Here is an 18,221-nt window from a genome sequence, read left to right as displayed (position 1 = left end):
CGAGAAAACGCGTCAATATCAGCAGTTATTGCTCTGCAGCACTATCCTCACATCCTCTGGCGTACTTAAAAATGATGATCAGGTTACAGATAAACCATAAGTCCTTGATGATAAAAAGGCCTAAGCCATCTATTAAGCTGGTGTCTGAGAATCCGCCCTCAGCAGTAAACAAAAAAGTTTGGGTCATAATGAACACGGCACCGCTTCCTGCTAATCCAATAAGTACCAGATAACGCTTTCTAAACCAGATCCCCACACCGAGTAGAATAGCAAAACCAAGATCGTAGATACCAATCAAGTCTGACGCCGTTTGTACGCTAAACAACGCATATAACCATGACATAAACGGCGAAGTCTCAACCAAAGGGACTATCGCTTTGGCTTCTAGCTCGAGAAACTTCATACCGCCTATCCAGAACAACACAATCGCGACTGGCATATAATTCATCAATGCATGTGTACGCTTGGTTATCCGGCTGCCAAAGCACAGATAGAATGCCAGTGGCAAAAGTGCAAAATACTTGATGGTCCCCTGACCAGAACCAATTACGGGAAATCCGCCATGCTCAGCTATCCAACGGCCAGAATCAAATAAGGTTAAAAGCATAATGACACTCAGCATCATCAGCAGGCCAAACTGGGGTCTGCGAAGTACCGAAAAATAGGGTGCGGCTGCTAGCGTTATTCCGGTCAGCAAAGAGAACCCTCCCCAAAATAACCCCAAGCTTTGCGACGAATAAATATCTGTCATTGAGTAAAAGCCAAATGCACTTTCAATATAACGCGTGTGTCCGCCAAGGACAAAAGAGCTGCCGATAACAATCAGGGTTAAAGCCAGGACATAGGTAATTATTTTATGGTTAGTTGAGTGAGACATCGTTTTCCCAAAATAGTCGGTGTCCCTAGAAGACCGGTAAAACTAAACTTTATTTCACAGTAACTTTTTGTTTTCTGAAAAAAGCGTCATGCTTAGTTTGCCTATAAAATTGGAAACTCCTATTTTTTGTGTAGTAAGGTGAGCGATTAAATGTATGGCAACAAGCCAAGTACCTAAGAAAAAAGGGCAACACCTTTTGAATCAAAAGCGTGTTGCCCCTGGTCGGTTCACTGTCACTTTAAGTTGCCTGCGAAGAAAACAACTTAAAGTTATGCCTTAGTTAGTTTGTGCTTTAAGGCTTACACCGCTGTAGGCGCTGTAGCCATGCAACATGATGTGGTAAGTTCCCACCGAAGGGCTGTTGAATGTACATTCTTCGTTATTACCACCTTTATAAGGGCGGCAACTGAATGCTGTGGTCGTCGGCTTATCAGCCCAACGTACATACAAGTCGGCGTCACCAGAACCACCACTCATTGTGAAGGTTACTTTGCTCACACCACTGGTAACGTTAAATGTATAAAATGTCTCGCTACCTCTGTTGCCACTCAAGCTTGTCTTTGCAACGCCATCCTCTAGTTCATTGCCACTTATACCTTTCAGCGCGGCATCAACTGCGGCTGACGCATCTATGATACCAGTACCACAGCTTGAACAAGTAGCGGGGAAGCTACGGGTTGTATTTTTTAGGATACTTTCGACTTCATCGGGTGATGCAGACGGTTTAGCTTGCTTGATAAGCGCCGCTACACCTGCAACATGCGGTGCAGCCATTGATGTACCTTGTGAGTATGCATAACTATCACTTGAAGGTCCGTTACTGCCAGCGTTGTAAGTAGACAAAATACCTTCCGGATCATTCGCAAAACTTTGCGCGCCACCTGGTGCGGCTACGTCGATGTTTGAACCGTAGTTTGAGTAGTAAGCGCGACCACCGTTACGGCCCACAGAAGCAACATTGATGATGCCAGAGCAGTTACCTGGATTGAAATTGGCAGAGTTTGAGTTGTCATTACCCGCTGCAATTACAATAGTAGTACCGTTAGCACGCGCCGTGTTAATAGCACTCTGAGTAGTTGAGCTACATGCACCGCTGCCACCTAAACTCATGTTAATTACATCAGCCGGGTTTGCATTCGACGGTACGCCTGATACTGAACCACCTGATGCCCAGATGATACCGTCTGCGATATCCGAAGTAAGGCCACCACATTTACCAAGTACACGCACAGGCACTACTTTCGCGTCGTATGCAACACCGGCAACCCCTTCACCATTGTTAGAAACCGCCGCAACCGTACCCGCTACATGTGTACCGTGCCAACTTGAACTGCGTGCACTATGCGTATAGCCACACTCGTTTGTTGAAACTGCATCGCCCGGGTCACGTGCATCGCTATCGCGACCATTGCCATCGTTTGCAACTGACAGATTAGAGATCATGTCGTAGCCTGGCAAAATGTTCGAATTCAGATCCCCATGAGGGCGATAACCCGTATCAAGTACAGCGACGACTACGCCGCTACCGGTCGCTTTGTCCCAGGCTGCTGGCGCATTGATACCGCCTGCATTCTCAAAGTAATGCCACTGATCTGAATAGCGCGGATCGTTTGGCGTTGCGAAAGGCTGTAGCATTTGGTCAATCTCAATGTACTCGATGTTACCAGTTTCCGCCATTTCCTGCATTAGCGTTTGCGCCTCTGCCGCAGTCAGCTTTTTGTTAACTCGCATGACGTGATGGTTGCTCAGCGCCATTTTGCGTACGTAGCTTGTTTTAAGCGACGATTTTTTCTTACTTTTGAAGTTTTTAACAAAGCTCTGAGCGCGTGCGTTCATCATAGCAGGGGACATATCAGCCTCTGACACAGACATAAGCTGGTTGCTGTTGTCCTTGTATTTAATGATAAACTGAGTACCTGCAGTGTTTTGACCTTGGATCTTTTGGCTAAGTTGCGCCACGTTTAATCCGTTATTGATGGCTTCTACGCTGTTTGCCATTGCATTAGAAGCGCCAAGCATGCCTGAAATAGCCAGTGCGATAGCGCCGATTTTTAGATTATTAGTTGTCATAATAGTTTTTCCCTAGATTAGTTGTTGTTCCTTCCGTCCATGATTCCGTACAGAAGGCACTTGAAATGTAAACACCGAGCTACCCTTTGTTTAAATTACTTTTACTTATATAACATATTGATTTGAGCATAAGGGTTGAACAAAATTCACACAGAATATTGATTTGTAATAATTAATTCATATTTCGGAAGGTTGTTATGATATATTTTTCATGTAAATGAATGTAAACAGCTAGTGATAAAATATTAGGCTAAATTGGCTGTCTGAGCCTGCAATCTGTACAGAATGAGCATCAATGAAAACAAGGCTTGTGCTGTTATGCGTCAGGTAAGCTTAGTGATGTGGTTTATTTTCCAATCCTTTTTTACTATCTTGCTAAAAACTCTGGATGAAGTTTGCTTATACCAAAAGCGCGTAATGAGCAAAAAAGCAGCATCTATTTCAGATGCTGCTTTGTGCTTTCACGTAACTTATTCATGTTCACGACATTGCTGTGCATCAAAATCTACAACAATACTGGTGTTTTCAGTGTTACCTGAGATCTTAAGATAAGACCAGTAATCAGCTCCGGCCGCGATTTGAATGCATTCAGTAGTAGAGCCTGAGTTTGACTCGGCATCTTTGTCATTATCGCTTGGCCAGCCACCGTTTTTGTACAGTATGTGCAAATTGCTACTGCCGTGTGCCGTTGTTATCGCCACATTTTGAGTAGAGGAGATGTCACCAATCGACAGCCATAAGGTACCGTCTCCGCCCAGACACTGTGCCTTGCCAGGCTCCAGCCGGCCGCCGCTTATAGGCTGCTGAGTAGCACACGCATTGGGAACTGTGCCGGCGTTATCTTGCTTGACGATTTCTACTGTATAATCTTCAACTTCGCCATCACCAATCGAGCCACAGGCACTTGATGGCGCGCCGTTATACTTCATTGCAATACGTAGTCTCGCTTGGGTGTCTGCCATATTGTCGGGCACATTGATTGTCCCCGTCACAGCACCTTTACCAGAAACATCAGACATAACTTGTTCAGACTCTTCAAACTGACCGTTGTTATTAAAGTCAATCCAGGCCACCCAGTGTTCGGTGTAGTTTCCGCCCGGCGTAAATGTAAACGGATTTTCTCCTTCATTCAGTTTGATGGTCTGAGCCGAGAAATCACTGTAGCCGTTCGCCTGAGAAGGGTTGCTGAATGAGCCACTTTGTACGTTCGCTATCCATTCATACTTAGTATTACCGCTGGTGGTGCAATATTCGAGTGCGTTAATCGTCACTGTAGCTTGTGCACTATGGCGCAGCCCGTCGTTATCAGTAACCTCAAGTGACGCGATATAGTCTCCCGCTTCTGAATAGCTATGAACCGGGTTGGCTTCTGTACTCGTATTGCCATCGCCAAATTGCCATAAGTAGCTGACAATATTGCCGTCCGTATCCTCAGAGCCCGCACTACTGAAGCTAACAGCATTACCAAGCATTGCTGAGTAGGGGCCATTGGCTTGTGCTATGGGTGCAATATGCTCTGCTTTAATTTCAGCAATTGCAGTGTCACTGGCAAGATTACCGTCATTGTCTATTACGCTGAGTTTTACAGTGTAAACGCCGGCATTTTGATAAGTATGAACCGGGTTTGCAGCCGTCGAGGTATTACCATCGCCAAACTCCCATAAGTAACTCACTATGCTGCCATTAGAATCATTTGAGCCGCTGCTGCTAAACTGAATTGAGCCTGCCAGCACAGCACTGTAAGGGCCATTGGCTTGGGCAACGGGCAGTTTCGAATCTGCAGCTCGTTCGTAATAAACAACCAACGACGCCCCGCTGTATTCAAGGAAAGGATCAATCATAACGTTCAGTTCACCGCCGCCTGCATTGAATTCGCAGTACTCACTGTGTCTTGGCGCACTGAATGGGCCGCAATCGTGGTTGTCCGATGTAGGCACCGAGTTCATGCTCACGTAAGCATCCGGGTCGCCCTGATATCCGCCAGGTATAACGGCAACCGTGCGCAAGGCATCAGAAGGTACGCTAAACTGATAGGCCTTGGGTTCAGCGCCTTTAGCTGACTCAAGGTCGGTGATCTCAGCTAAAAATACCCGCTCACAACCCGCACACAGCGTATCGTCTGTGCCAGAGATCACACTCAAAGTCGCATTAGAATAGGCACTAAAGGCATCAATGGCCGTATGATACGACTCAGTGTTTGAAGGCGCAGAAATCGTGACCAGCTCAGGAGAACCTGCACTTCGGAAAGAAATAAAATCGGCCTCCCAGTTATCGCCATTTTTAACCGGGGCTTTGCCTTTGGATACATACATGTCCGGGTCTTCATCGTAACCGTCCAGATAAAAGGCAACGGCCTGAGTACCTTCAGGCACCGAAATTTCATAGTTATCTACTTCACCTTTTTGGCCAGACAGATTTGTAAACGACTGAATAACATCGCCCTTTGGTGGCAATACCGCGCCTGATGTGCCATCCCAAGGGTGATCGGCATTACTGGTATATTCTTCAAGGCCCACAGCAATCAGGTTGGCGTTTGACCAAAGCGTAGCACGTGCCGGACCATGCAGGGCGGCGGTCATTCTGTCTACCTGATCACGGGTGAACATGGCATAGTTATCAGAGTAGTGCATAAAGTTTTCTGTGTTTGTTGGCTGGCCCAGGCAGTTTTTGGCATTATTTTGTAAAATGCTGCTACTCATTTGTGGCGTATCACACGAGCCATCACCGGTGGCGTTACAAAACGCTTCTGAATGAATAGTACAGACATCGCCGTCGAAGGTGTGGGGCAGGTTGAGCCAGTGGCCGAACTCATGGGTTAACACAGAGCGGAAATTTTCACTGGTGTTGGCACCCACATAGTCACCATTATAAACAACACGCGATAGCCCATTTTGTGACATGCTTAGCTGAGGATACCAGGCAACACCCGAATTATTGGTTGAACCATCATCGTACAGGTCTTGCTGAATATAAATGTTCATGTACTTAAAGTTATCCCAGGCGTCTGCGGCAATCTGGTCATCAACACCACTGCCTTTACCGTAGCCTGCTTTTTGCGGATGGCGCACAATACCATTGGTAGGCTGACCATTTGGATCTTTTTTGGCGAGCACAAATTCAATATTCAGATTTTCGCGAATCGCCTGAAACTCCGGTGCAATAGGGCCGTCATCGGTGATCAATCCAAGAAAATCCTGATTTGATTTGTTCAAACCATCAATCACTTTTTGCTCGGTTAAGCAATAGGTACCTGACTCACAGTTGTACCTGTCACCATATATATGCACCACAACCGGAATATAGTAACGTCCCGGAACACCATTGCCATTCTCTGCGGCCTGGTCATCCTGACTCGCAAGCTCAGACATAATGTGCGTTGCAAAACTTGAACTCAAAGAGCGTTGCCGAGCATTCTCTTTTTGGATAGCCGACCAGTCCTGTGAATTGTGATCAGTACCACAGATCTGCCCAGCATGTTTGTGGCTGGCCGATGCTGTACTTAACAGCTGTGAGTCGCTCGACATATGCAGGTTGGATTCCAGGGATTGTCCGGCTAAAACCGCGCCAGATGACAACGTAGTCAGTACAATCGCGCTCGCCCGATACAGTGATTTTCTGGCAAATAGTTTTGCCAACGCACGTTTAGCAAAAGGCATAGATGTTCTCCTGTTGTTGATTTATTTGTTAACAAGCTTTGTTGATAAGCGCGTTAAGCTCACCGCCGAGTTAACTTGTAGTGTTATTATTATTGGTACAATGAGTACCTTTGAGCTTTGCCCAGGCCACATCAAAACCCATTACTATCAGTCTCCTAGCATGGAACAACTGATCGCTGGTGGATTTTCATCCGATACAAAAGCTAGATGTAACTTACACCAATGAAATTATATTGTATACTGTATACTTTTACATTTTGCAAAATTGTTATTTTGGAGAGGGAGGGCAGGTGTGGCTAAAGGGAGTTAATGGATTGTTTTTGGTGGTAATGTTGAGGGAGCAAGCGACAGGTTCGCTTTACATTCAAAGTATTCAACACTTCAAGCTTTTTTAGACAGCCTAGCGATAGAGTGAAACAAGAAACACATCGGGACCTTCTTTTACGAACTCGGCATAATGTAAGCTAACTATAGCTCAATTTCTTTTTTCTCCAAACTGTCAAACGCTTTCAATAGGATCTCCATACCTTGACGATCATGAAAGCTAAAACTGAATTTGAACTCTGTTTCTAATAGTTTTGCAAGTGCTTTGTCTTCTATATTTTTTTCTTCACCCAAACGCTTAATTCTGTTCACAAAATCATTTTCGAAACTGATAGCATTCTGTGAGTTATGAATTGTCAGGGCTTGCAGCATTGATATTGCTAACATTTGACACACGTAGCTTTTAAGCATGTTAAAAGCTTCTTCATCTGTATATGACTCGCGAGCAAAAGTAGATGCGATGAACCGACGTTCTGTTAAACCTATGAACTCTCTATATGTAAGTCTCTCGAACAGTTCAGAAGTCACTATGTGGCTAACGATGGCCTTGATATGCTTTTCCTCTATGTTAAGTACCCCATTAAGAGCATTCTCACTTAAGAGCTTTTTAACGACGTCAAGGCTTTTATTTGCAGTTAAAATCCGATAGAGAACTGAGTTTGCCTCGGCATCTTTTTTAAGGAGAGATGCTAGAGCAACTCTAAAATGATATTCAAGATTTAGCGACACTTTGCTATTCATGTCATTTTTTACTGACTGCATATGAGATGCAAATTGCTTTAGAGAAGCTTCTCGATCTTGGTATTTAGATAGCTCACCAAACTCTCTCTTACTATCGAACCAAGTTAAGAATATGAGTATTGAAGTTATAGCAAGTAGAGGTGGTGTCAGCAAATTATTGAAGTATGTCGCTGTACCAACCCAGTTATCGTGACTAGCACTGAATTTAAAACCAAAACGATTAAAATAAAATCCGGCACAAATACCGAAAATCATTATCATCGAGAATACATAGAGCGATAGATACTTGTATTCTTTCCAAACCTTTCTAACCCACTGATTTACTCGACTCAAACTGAACCCAGTTCTGCTGAGGATAACTCTCAAACCGAACCAAACACTGCTAGAGACTACTATTCCCAAAGGGGATAACAGAGTGTAGAGCAGCATATGTGTATACAAATCACCCATAAAATATTCTTATTCCTTAGTTTTACTCAAATATATCATACCCTGAACCTTGAATGTTTGGCTGTACACTAGGTATATAGTAGTGAGTCCGAGCAACGATAAAATAACTGTGTATAAACACAGCTATCAATATGCCAGTCATCCACTACAGACACAACCATGGTCATTCGGAGGTTTACCAGTGAGCTGCGGGCTTATATAAAGTATTGGCCGCGCCAAAAGATAAGACGGCGTAGCTTTTACTAGGATTTACCTTTTTAAACGTGCTTATTTGGTTTTATATTTGGGTGGTTTGTTTCACAAAACATTAAAGACCGATACTGGTTAGTATCGGTCTTTTTGCAACGACAGTTATGGCAAGTGCTCAGCTCCTGCGAATTACAAGAACATGCAAACTGAAAAGCTTTACTCAGGCCCGACAAAGAAACACAAAAAGACCTCTGAAGGAAGCTTGGTAAAACAACGGGTTTAGGCATATCTTACGCACTACTTAAAGACTAACCAAGGTATACCCAGAGCACTAAGCAAAACGGTTTATTGATAATAACAGGGAAAGGCGATAGAAACAGGCATATGAAACCTGCGATAGGTAGGCATCATTGAGCGACAAAATTACAACAACACGATATTTAACATAATATATATTATAGGATATTTATCGTAGACTGTTATGTGGATCGTCGCATGACTATTATCTGTGTAATAGTTCATAGTTCAAGCTTTAACGTGACCTTTAGATAAACAAAGCACGCTGTTCGAGCGCGTGCTTTGTTTATTCTGAGGTGTGTTGTTTAAGCAAAGCTTATTGCTCAACAATGATCCTGAGCATACGACGCAGTGGCTCGGCCGCGCCCCAAAGCAGCTGATCTCCTACGGTGAATGCACTGATATATTCCGGCCCCATGGTGAGCTTTCGTATTCTGCCAATTGGAATATTCAAAGTGCCTGTCACTTTAACTGGTGTCAGCTCTTGCTCAGTGATTTTACGATCGTTTGGAATAACCGTAACCCATTCGTTGTGTGCTTCTAATATTTCCTCAATCTTCTCAACGGAAACATCTTCTCTTAACTTAATCGTTAAGGCCTGCGCATGACAGCGCATTGCGCCGATCCTTACACAGATCCCGTCGACCGGGATCGGCTGTTTACTTGAACCAAGGATTTTGTTCGCTTCAACCTGAGCTTTCCATTCTTCTTTACTCTGGCCACTTTCCATAGGCACGTCTATCCAGGGGATCAGGCTGCCAGCCAGCGGCACGCCAAACTGATCAGTTGGTAAGCTGTCTGATTTCAGTTTTTGTGCAACCAGCTTATCGATTTCTAAAATGGCAGCGCCAGGATCGTCAAGCTGGGTTTTAACACTATCATGTATATCGCCCATTTGTGCGATAAGTTCTTTCATATTTCGTGCACCAGCGCCCGATGCAGCCTGGTACGTCATAGGGCTGACCCATTCAATCAGGTCTTGCTCAAACAAACCGCCCAGCGCCAGCAGCATCAATGACACAGTACAGTTACCGCCCACAAAGGTCTTAACCCCCTGCTCTAACCCCTGCTCAATGACATCTTTATTTACCGGATCCAGAACAATGATGCTATCTGAGGACATTCTCAATGCAGACGCCGCATCAATCCAATAGCCATTCCATCCAGTTTCTCTTAGCCCGTTATAAACTGCCTTGGTGTAATCACCGCCCTGACAAGACAGAATAATATCCATTTTAGACAGGCTATCGATATCATAGGCATCTAGTAACGCCTTTGCCTGAGCATTAACTTCTGGCCCTGGTTGGCCAGCTTGAGAGGTAGTGAAGAAATAAGGTTCAATGTCAGAAAAGTCATTTTCTTCATGCATGCGTTGCATCAATACAGAGCCGACCATTCCACGCCAACCAATTAGTCCTACTTTTTTCATGGTATTACCTTTTTATGATTCATTGAGTATTTTGCGTGAGAGGTATGTCTAGACGTCTAAAAATAGCAAACAATAGCTGAAGAAACTATACTTTTAGCGTCAAATTTGAACATTTATGATAAAAAACCCCGCGAAAGCGGGGTTTGGATACAACATGTAAAGGTTGTGTCCCATACTGCCACCTAAAGCAGCAGTTTAGAACGAGGTTGTGGTAACCAGAAACTCAGTCTAATTACCAAAATTCTGACTTAGTATGTGAGAACAAAGTATGGCTTAATTCTAGTGAGTGTTCAAGAAGTTTTGATTACAACAAACTGAAAAGTAAGAAAATATTTTCCCAATTTTGCGACCAGCTGGATGTCACATAAGTTTAACTTTTTACCACTGTTTGAGCGCTTGTATTTTGACCTGCAACAATAAAAGACATCATTAAAATCACATTAATCGACATTTGTTATCATTAGTACCCTATTGTGAAAAGTCAGGCAGAGGGTAAATTGAAATATATGCAAGAATCTAATGACAGAATTAGACTACTTGAGGGCTAAAAGCTTGAAAGCCGCCGATACTGGCCCGGCGGCTTTCAAGCTGGGTTAAATTACTTAGAACTCATATTTGTAGCTCAGGCTCACACTGGTGCCCACTTCTTTTTGACGAACAATATAGTCCGACTGAGTGACTTCCTGCTCTTCATCCAGTAAGTTCTGTACCTTGAACTTAACTTGTGAGTTAAAATCAGGATACCAGGTGTAAACCAGGTCCAGTGAATGGAACGGCTGCTCGAATGCATCCTCGCGACCACCAATACCTGAAGCCAGGATCCGCTCACCGAATACATTGTAAACAAGCGAGCTGCTGTGCTGGCCATCTGCTGAGTCATAGTTCAGCTGCAAGTTCACAACATATTTTGAATGACCCGTCATGCGTTTGGTCGGGTTGGTCAGGTTACCCGCTCTTGCCGGGTCAATCTCAACTTCTGAATCACTCAGCGTGATATTACCTGAGGTAAAGATACCGCTGACAACACCAGATAGATCGTATAACCATTCAGCTTCGACACCATACACTTCACCTGTCTCACCGTTTACAAAGGTTGCGGTGTAATCTTCATCACCCACTTGTAGTATGGTTTCGATTGGCGCTGTGATGTCTTTATAGAAGGCACCCACTGAGAAATTGTCGCCATTGTCCATATAATATTCGAAACGCGCATCGTAGTTAGCCAGTTCGCTACTCTTAAGACCGGCAACACCGAATGTGCGGATGTCAGTTAGCGGGTCAAAATACGATACCGGCACCAACTCACGCAAGTCAGGGCGAACAACGGTTTCACCATAACCAAAGCGAATTTGGTACTTTTCACCACCAAGGTAAGTCATTGACAGTGCATTGAAGAAATCATCTTCGTTGACGGTACCGGCCAGAATACGCTCTTCCGAATAAATAGTGCTGTGTGTAATGCGGTCGAAGATCAGGCTGGATGTACCAATTGATACCTGCTTGAAGTCTTCATAACGAATACCACCGCTTAAACGCCAGGTGTTATTGAAAATAGCGTCGAACTCAAAGTAGCCCGAGTCGATTTTTTGTGCAGCAATGTAGTCGTCAGCACTTGGTGCCGTTGGCTCATTAAACGCAACCAAGAAGTCGTTATTGGCAACAAAGTCATCGCTCAGGTAAGCGGTAATATTGTTGATCCCTTCTAGGCCCGTATTTACCGGTATCGAGATATTGGTTTCGTTGTGGATTGCAAAGCTGGACGTTGAATATACACGTGCGCGGTCGACAAAGTCATAGCCACCTTTAAATGTCAGCTCAACATTATCCAGATACACAGGTAGCGTCAGGTTACCGCTGTAAGACTTAACATTGTCTTCCATTTCAGTGTAGGAGTACAGGATCCGGTTATCATCACCCGTGACGATTGAATCCTGATAAGCCTGATCTTCGCCAAAGTTATCGATAAAGTCATAATCAATATTGGTCGGGATCTTAGTCTCGGCTTTTGACTCAGTGTACTGCCAATCTACGCCAATCCCCATATAATCCATGAAGGTATGCTGACCTACAACCTGATCTATATCCAGTATGCGCTCTTCATAATTAAAATCATAAGTACGATAAGCCTGGTTGGTTGCCGCGATGGTTCTGACGGTACTACCATTGGGGCTCTGAGCCTGTGACAATTCTGATTCATCTTCCGTGTCTTCCAGATAAATCTTAGAGTAAGACACGTTGTGTTGTTCATATTTGTAACCCAGGTTGAACACACCGCTGATACGCTCTGTCTGAGTTGTAACCTTTGAGTCCTTGACGGTCACATAACAAGAGTTTGCAGCATCTTCAGCTGTTTCAAGCTTTGTGGTACATGATTCATCAAAAGACTGATCCAGTACTGCGGTCATCCGCTCTGAATATTTCCAGTCGTTATCGTACGAGGCTGCTGCAAGCACGCCTATGGTGCCGCCTAACCAGCTTTCATCGAAGCTGTTACCAATACTGGCCTTAACATCATAGTTCGGATCAAGCGATTCCTCTTGTACACGGATATCGCGAGGCAATTCCAGAACCAATGCTTTATTCAGTGCTATAGCCTGATCGGCTGCGGTCTGAGTCTCGTTACCCTCAATACCTTCACGCTCAACAATGCCGCGCAAAGACAGGTCGCCGCGATAGCGTACAACTGCAGTCTGAACGGCAACCGGAATACCTTTTTCATTGCGGTTGTAGGTATAACCATCTTGAGAGTTTAAGTTCTGACCAACACCGACTTCGATATTGGCAACAAACTCACTAGGTACCGATTTGGTACGAATGTCGATGTTACCGCCACCAAAGGCCGCTGGCATTGAAGGTGAGTAAGCCTTTTGTACCGCCAGGCTTTCGATGATACTGGACGGGAATATATCTAATGGAACGACATTTCGGGTTAAGTCCGGGCTGGGTACCGCTGCACCGTTTAAACGCGCACTGGAGTAACGTTCACCCAAACCACGCACATAAATAAATTTACCATCTACCAGCGTCAAACCCGTTACACGACGAAGTGCAGACGCAACATCGCTGTCACCTGTGCGCGATAGCTGTTCAGCACCCAGAATGTCTGCAACGAACGCCTGGTTTTTACGCTCTTCAATCACGGCTGCGGCGCTACCTTGCAAGCGCGAGCCTACCGCAACGACTTCTTCAATTTCCTGCGCTTCTTCGGCAAACACAGGTGCGGTCATACCAACCGACAAAGAAGCACCTACAGCCAAAGCGACTTTTCTTAATTTTATCTGCGTATTCATTTGCAATCCTGATAAAACTCGTAAAAAAGGCGCAATCAATGCGCCTACTTCGAAATACTTATTGAGTTAAAAACAAAGTAATCGCAAAGATTAGTCTTTGTCTGCTGCTTCCAGTGCTTCTTTAACCCACTTGTACCAAGCGCTTGTAGTATCTGCGCTTGAAACAGCACCTACATAGTCAGCTTTTACGAAGAAATCGTCGTTCAGAGTTGTCATGTCATGGGCTGCAACTGTAATGTCAGCCGATTCACTGTTAGTAGAGAAACCGTCCGCAGCCAGTACGTCACCTGCTTTGTCCAGGATTTCACTAGAAGCATCGTTATCCCACCATGCTGTGTAAGACTCGTTACCTGGCAAAGTTTTGCTCTCGTCAGTCACGTTCTTAACACAGGCCAGTACTGAACTGTTGAAGTTCAGGTTGTTGTCTGTTGCGTTTTGTGCAGCGTCGTCATCTTTAAAGTGAAGACACGCAGTGTTATTTTCCGCATTGTCGGCTTTTACAAATAGCGTGTTGTAGTACTGACCACGAATAGCATCGTCAAACGTTGCTGCCTGAGAAGGGTCATTGTCACGAATTGACAAACCATCTGTTGTAATTACAGTCACGTTAGCGATGGTAGGGTTAGAAGGCTGTACCTGATTGTACTCATCGCCTTTGTTCTTCTCACCGTCGGTCTCAAAACCATTGTTGCCCATGAAACCTTTTGTTCCTGCATCAATGATCTTGGTCACTTTTTTACCATCGTCGTCTTCACCAGTGTAAGTAACCGGCTTCTTAGTTTCGATAGTGCCGTGTTTGATGAAGATGAACTGAGCTTTACCCTGCCAGCCTGCATCGATATCGATTGAATCATCCTGAGTATCTGTAACAACGATGTTTTTCAGGTTGGCTGCACCACCGAAGAATTCGATACCATCATCAAAACCCTGGTGAATGTGTAAAAACTCAAAGCTAGAACCAGAGCCCACACCATTTAATGTTAGTGAGTTAAGGTCATCACCTACACCACCTTCACGCGGGCCTGAACCTGCATACCAGATTTTCGCGTATTTGATTGTACCGCTGCCATCTTCATTATTGCTGCCGCCAAAGTGACTGGTAATACCTTCGGTTTTAGCGTTACACAGGTTTGCGTCGCGCTCTTCGTTGGTACACTGGTTAGTCAGGCCTTTACCGTTGATCATGATACCGCCCCAGTCAGCAAACTGAGGACCAGTTTCAGTCAGGTCAAACTCTGGAATAGCGTTTGCAGAGGTAAACGCGATTGGCGCTTCAGCCGTACCTTCAGCCATGATTTTTGCACCACGTGCGATGCGTACAATGGCTTCACCAGAAGCGAATGCCATAATAGTGCCAGGCTTAACAGTTAGTGTTGGGCCAGTTTCTGGCACAGTGCAGCCAGTGTTTGAGCTGGTGTCACAGTTTTCACCAATCAATAGAGCGCCTGCGAAGACATGCGCGCCACCATTTGGCAGTGCGTCGAAAGTAATGTCTTCTTTGATTTCTAGTGCTTTACTTGCGAATGAAGAATCATAGTAACAGTGTTTAGAATTGCGGAATTCACCCTGTACTTCTGTACCCGCAACAGTGCGGCTTACACACGGGTTAGTAACAACAGGGTCTTTATCGCCACCGTCGTTACCACCGTCATTGTTATCACCACCGGAATTATCGCCTGTGCCATTATTCGTAGTTGTTGTTGTATTATTTGAATCTGTAACACTTGTATCATTTACTGTTGGTGTTACTTCGATGTCACCGCCACAGCCAGCTAGTACAAGTGCAGATGTAACAAGGCTTACTTTGAATAACCCAGTAAGTTTCATTTTATTCTCCGTTGTGTATTTAAATGAGCTGGCGTTATCATATAAAGGCTATATTTCATTTGTGTGTCTAATTATTTTCAGAAAAATGAAAGTATCAAATTCAGGGAATTTTTTTATTTTAAGACAGGCATAAAAAAACCGCCCGAAGGCGGCTTTGGTGTTGCGATTATAAAATCATAACAAAGCTTGCTTTAACGTTTCGGCGTGAATTTTTTCGCGTTTAACGTATTTAATCCATTGCTTGGCGAGATTAGCTGATTTTTTGTGCTTTTCTGCCTGTTCAAACGCAAGTATCGACGCGTCGAAGTTTTGCAGGTTATATTGTGCCATACCTAATGCCACATACGCGTTGGATTCGAACGTCAGCTCCCCTTTATCCAGGGCGGCACGTGCAGCGTCGGCCGCTTCATCAAACTTTTCTAGGTTAATGTAGACCTCAGCAATACGTTGCAGATAATTACCATGCCCTACTTCTTTGTCTGCTTTTACAAAGTAGGATATGGACTTATCTTCATCCTTAGACTGCACATAGGCCTCGGCGATAAAGGCGTAATTTTTAGCATTGCCTTCGACAACCCCGCTTTTGATACCTTCATCCAGGGTCACCGCCGCCTTATACGGCAAACCATTAAACAGATAAACCTGAGCCAGCTGGATAACGTCGCTGCGCTTTTTAATAAAGCCGCGCTGTTTGGCTGTTTCGAGAAGAGCCAGTTGTTTTTTCTCTTCGCCCAACTCACCAAACATACCCGCTAACTGGACCCAGTATTCTGGCTTATCAAACAGCTTGACCATTTTTTCCAGTACGTCAGCAACCTTTTTAGGTTGATTCATTGAGTAATATAATGCCCTTTGCAGAACCAGCCAGTTCTCCTTGGGAACATTACCTTCACTTTCTGTTAATGATATCGCTATATTGATATTTTCTACAGCCGATTGATAATTTTTATCCTGGTATAAAGCCTGTGCTTTTAATACATAATAATTACTTTTAATTGGCTGAGTATTAATCTTTTTCCATCTATCGAGATAATCAACCGTAGCCTTATAATCACCATTGGCCATGGCCAATTGCGCCAGACTAAAGGTCGTGGATAATCTCAGTGACTCAGGGATCGCTTCTTCAGCAACAACTTGCTCGAATGAAGCTATGGCTTTATCAAGCTGATTTTCGTTGTAATAGATAAACCCGTAGAAATTATGCATCATGGCAATTTCGTAAGAGTTCATGCTACCGGAACGCTCTTTAATGGAGTCCAGCACTTCCAGACCACCTTTGACGTCGCCATCATCGGCCAGCTTTTGTGCACGTGCCAGCTGGCTGTATACTTTTTCGCGCAGTGCCGGTACACGTTTTGTTTTGGTTTCTGCATGTGCAACCGCAAGGTCAACACCCGGTAACACCGAGACCATACTTGGCGCCACCAGGCCGGCGCAACCAAGTGCACTTGCCAACAAGACTTTTTTAAATACTTTCATAATCGCACCTTTGTCTGTTAGCCATTGATCTGGAATGAGATCTTGTTCTGAACACCGGCTACTTCTACCGCTTCACCGTTCACAACACGAGGCTTGTACTTAAATTTCAAAGCCGCATCCATTGCCGCACGCTCAAAAATATTCTCCGGCTCAGCTTTCACGACAACCGGATCTCTTACCGTGCCTTGCTTCGTCACGATAAACTCAACGATCACATATCCTTCGATACCACGTGACAGCGCACGTCTGGGATAGACTGGCGCAACCTTAACGATTGGTAGATATTCACCATCACTGGATTCGAGTGCCAGTCCACCGGCAAGATCTACATCGGCTGCAACGTCTGCGCTAAAGTTAAAATCAGCGCCTGCAGCATCGAGGTTATTACTTTGCATCTGAGGCGCATCCATAGGTGGAGGCGGCTCTTTTGGCGTTGGTGGTTTTTGTGGCTTGCGCTCTTTTTTCTGAACTGTTTCTTCTTTTTTCAGGCGAACAAAGTCAAGTACATTGCCTTTGACGGGCTCTTCCATTTTGCCTTCGCCGCCTGTGATAAGTGCTTGCATACCGAGAAACAAGAAAAAAGTCACAATACCTGCAATAACGAGTGCTAGTAAGTAACGCATTTTCTAATCCTATGATTCCTGTGCTGCAATCGAGACATCAAACGCGCCTGCTGCACGAGATGCATCCATTACCTTGATTAGGGTATCTGTAGTTGCTTTTTTATCTGCCTGAATAACCACGCTGCCTTGTGGATTTTCCGCTTTCAGGCGCTCGATATTGGCCTGTACCGCGCGGATATCTACCTGGCGTTTGTTGATCCAGATTTCACCCTTGTCTGAAATGGCAACCAGGATATTGGCACGCTGCTTTTTCACGGCTGTCGCTGCTTCCGGGCGGTTAACATCAATACCCGCTTCTTTGACGAAAGACGCAGTAACGATAAAGAAGATAAGCATGATAAATACAACGTCCAGCATGGGCGTCATGTTAATTTCTTCGGCTTCTTCTTCCTGAAAAACCTTTGCTAGTGGAGCTCTCATTTTGTTTCCTCAAATTCTTTTCTAGTGGTCAAGCAACAGCTTGTCTTCCAACAGTTCTACTTCGCGCTTTGCTTTGCGTTGCAAAAAGGTCGAGGCAAACACCCCGGACAGCGCGCCAACCATACCAGCCATAGTCGGAATGGTTGCCTTGGATACACCGGCTGCCATAGAACGGGCACTGCCGGAACCTGTAATTGCCATGACATTAAATACTTCTATCATGCCGGTCACTGTACCGAGCAGACCCAGTAGAGGACACAGGGCAACCATCACATTGATATAAGGTAAGTTACTGTTAAGCTGAATACCGGCTCGTGAGATCATGGCCTGGCGGATCTGCTCTGCATTCCAGCTGTTTCTTTCCTCTCGGCTGCTCCAGCTGTTCAGCAGATCTTTGCGATACGTTCTGAACTTGCCGAACACAAACATAAAGCGCTCGAGGATCAACAACCACATCAGAAATGTGACCAGTCCGATGACCAGGAGAACCTGGCCACCTGTATCTAGGAACTCACGTAGCGCATTAATTGCATCTACTAAAAGAACCAC

Annotated in this window: 11 protein-coding genes; all 11 read right to left on the bottom strand. The window is 44.8% G+C overall.

What is annotated here, in order from left to right; genetic code table 11:
- Positions 1-25 precede the first annotated feature (25 nt).
- Positions 26-877, bottom strand: a complete 852-nt coding sequence (locus C3B51_RS11645; RefSeq protein WP_130245148.1) for a DUF417 family protein — start codon at positions 875-877, stop codon at positions 26-28.
- 276 nt (positions 878-1,153) lie between these two features.
- On the bottom strand, positions 1,154-2,947 hold the full coding sequence (locus C3B51_RS11640; protein WP_130245147.1) for a S8 family peptidase: 1,794 nt from the start codon (positions 2,945-2,947) through the stop codon (positions 1,154-1,156).
- Between the two features lie 470 nt (positions 2,948-3,417).
- A complete protein-coding gene (locus tag C3B51_RS11635; RefSeq protein ID WP_130245146.1) occupies positions 3,418-6,603 on the bottom strand; it encodes a M43 family zinc metalloprotease in 3,186 nt (1,061 codons plus the stop codon).
- 468 nt (positions 6,604-7,071) lie between these two features.
- The gene (locus C3B51_RS11630) at positions 7,072-8,118 is read right to left on the bottom strand and encodes a hypothetical protein (protein WP_130245145.1); all 1,047 of its coding nucleotides are present in this window, start codon (positions 8,116-8,118) and stop codon (positions 7,072-7,074) included.
- 802 nt (positions 8,119-8,920) lie between these two features.
- A complete protein-coding gene (asd, locus tag C3B51_RS11625) occupies positions 8,921-10,033 on the bottom strand; it encodes an aspartate-semialdehyde dehydrogenase (RefSeq protein ID WP_125718045.1) in 1,113 nt (370 codons plus the stop codon).
- 602 nt (positions 10,034-10,635) lie between these two features.
- Positions 10,636-13,323: a TonB-dependent receptor plug domain-containing protein gene (locus tag C3B51_RS11620; protein ID WP_125718047.1), complete on the bottom strand. Its 2,688-nt coding sequence runs from the start codon at positions 13,321-13,323 to the stop codon at positions 10,636-10,638.
- A gap of 90 nt (positions 13,324-13,413) precedes the next feature.
- Positions 13,414-15,150, bottom strand: coding sequence for a hypothetical protein (locus C3B51_RS11615; RefSeq protein ID WP_125718049.1), 1,737 nt, complete (start codon positions 15,148-15,150; stop codon positions 13,414-13,416).
- 174 nt (positions 15,151-15,324) lie between these two features.
- Positions 15,325-16,629 (bottom strand): tetratricopeptide repeat protein, encoded by a 1,305-nt coding sequence (locus C3B51_RS11610; protein ID WP_125718051.1) that lies wholly within the window; start codon positions 16,627-16,629, stop codon positions 15,325-15,327.
- 17 nt (positions 16,630-16,646) lie between these two features.
- Positions 16,647-17,252: an energy transducer TonB gene (locus C3B51_RS11605; protein ID WP_046005184.1), complete on the bottom strand. Its 606-nt coding sequence runs from the start codon at positions 17,250-17,252 to the stop codon at positions 16,647-16,649.
- A 9-nt stretch (positions 17,253-17,261) separates the two neighbouring features.
- Complete coding sequence (locus C3B51_RS11600; protein ID WP_010381303.1) at positions 17,262-17,672, bottom strand: ExbD/TolR family protein; 411 nt, start codon at positions 17,670-17,672, stop codon at positions 17,262-17,264.
- A gap of 21 nt (positions 17,673-17,693) precedes the next feature.
- Positions 17,694-18,221, bottom strand: coding sequence for a MotA/TolQ/ExbB proton channel family protein (locus C3B51_RS11595; RefSeq protein WP_010381299.1), 528 nt, complete (start codon positions 18,219-18,221; stop codon positions 17,694-17,696).

The sequence above is a fragment of the Pseudoalteromonas rubra genome (genome assembly GCF_004212645.1).
In the GTDB taxonomy this organism is placed as follows: Bacteria; Pseudomonadota; Gammaproteobacteria; order Enterobacterales; family Alteromonadaceae; genus Pseudoalteromonas; species Pseudoalteromonas rubra_G.
The sequence above is the reverse complement of the archived record's forward strand: the minus strand, read 5'-3'. Positions and strand labels throughout refer to the sequence as shown.

Coding starts and splice junctions, on each gene's coding strand:
- C3B51_RS11610 (WP_125718051.1), bottom strand. CDS start 16,629: ATGAAAGTATTTAAAAAAGTCTTGTTGGCAAGTGCACTTGGTTGCGCC.
- C3B51_RS11640 (WP_130245147.1), bottom strand. CDS start 2,947: ATGACAACTAATAATCTAAAAATCGGCGCTATCGCACTGGCTATTTCA.
- C3B51_RS11620 (WP_125718047.1), bottom strand. CDS start 13,323: ATGAATACGCAGATAAAATTAAGAAAAGTCGCTTTGGCTGTAGGTGCT.
- C3B51_RS11635 (WP_130245146.1), bottom strand. CDS start 6,603: ATGCCTTTTGCTAAACGTGCGTTGGCAAAACTATTTGCCAGAAAATCA.
- C3B51_RS11605 (WP_046005184.1), bottom strand. CDS start 17,252: ATGCGTTACTTACTAGCACTCGTTATTGCAGGTATTGTGACTTTTTTC.
- asd (WP_125718045.1), bottom strand. CDS start 10,033: ATGAAAAAAGTAGGACTAATTGGTTGGCGTGGAATGGTCGGCTCTGTA.
- C3B51_RS11600 (WP_010381303.1), bottom strand. CDS start 17,672: ATGAGAGCTCCACTAGCAAAGGTTTTTCAGGAAGAAGAAGCCGAAGAA.
- C3B51_RS11645 (WP_130245148.1), bottom strand. CDS start 877: ATGTCTCACTCAACTAACCATAAAATAATTACCTATGTCCTGGCTTTA.
- C3B51_RS11630 (WP_130245145.1), bottom strand. CDS start 8,118: ATGGGTGATTTGTATACACATATGCTGCTCTACACTCTGTTATCCCCT.
- C3B51_RS11615 (WP_125718049.1), bottom strand. CDS start 15,150: ATGAAACTTACTGGGTTATTCAAAGTAAGCCTTGTTACATCTGCACTT.